The sequence below is a fragment of the Acidithiobacillus albertensis genome (assembly GCF_001931655.1).
GTDB classification, from domain to species: domain Bacteria; phylum Pseudomonadota; class Gammaproteobacteria; order Acidithiobacillales; family Acidithiobacillaceae; genus Acidithiobacillus; species Acidithiobacillus thiooxidans.
This window is the reverse complement of record NZ_MOAD01000114.1, coordinates 1-618: the sequence shown is the minus strand read 5'-3', so window position 1 is coordinate 618 and position 618 is coordinate 1. Positions and strand designations below refer to the sequence as shown.

Genomic DNA, 618 nt, shown 5'->3' with positions numbered 1-618 from the left:
CCAGTGGACGGACGCGTAGTCGAAGGGCGCGCGCATGTAGACGAGGCTATGCTGACCGGCGAACCACTGCCTTCGGTCAAGACCATGGATGACAACGTAGTGGGTGGCACCATCTGCCATGATGGGCGATTGGTCGTAGAGGCCACCTCCATCGGCCATGATACGGTTCTGGCCCATATCATCCATCTGGTTGAGAGCGCCCAGACTGGCAAACTTCCAATTCAGGGGCTGACCGATCGTGCGGTACGGGTATTCACCCCAGTCGTACTGGTCATCGCGTTGACAACCTTCGGCGTCTGGATTGCCTTGACGGGCAATGTCAGCATCGCACTGGTCGCGGCAGTCGCCGTGCTGGTGGTGGCTTGCCCCTGTGCCATGGGATTGGCAACACCAGCGGCGATCATGGTGGGCACCGGACGTGCGGCGGAGCTCGGCGTGCTGTTTCGCAAAGGCGAGGCACTGGAGACACTATCGCATGTCGACACCGTGCTATTCGACAAGACCGGCACATTGACTGAAGGCCGTCCTGCCCTTGTTGATCAGGGCGGCCCCGATCCCGCTGAAGCACTACGTCTGGCTGCAGCGTTGGAATCGGCTTCCGAACATCCGCTCGGGCGG

At 61.2% G+C, this 618-nt stretch carries 1 protein-coding gene; it reads left to right on the top strand.

The genetic code is table 11. The features are described 5' to 3' along the window. The coding region (locus BLW97_RS18405) for an HAD-IC family P-type ATPase (RefSeq protein WP_143215007.1) at positions 1-618 on the top strand (618 nt) is incomplete at both ends.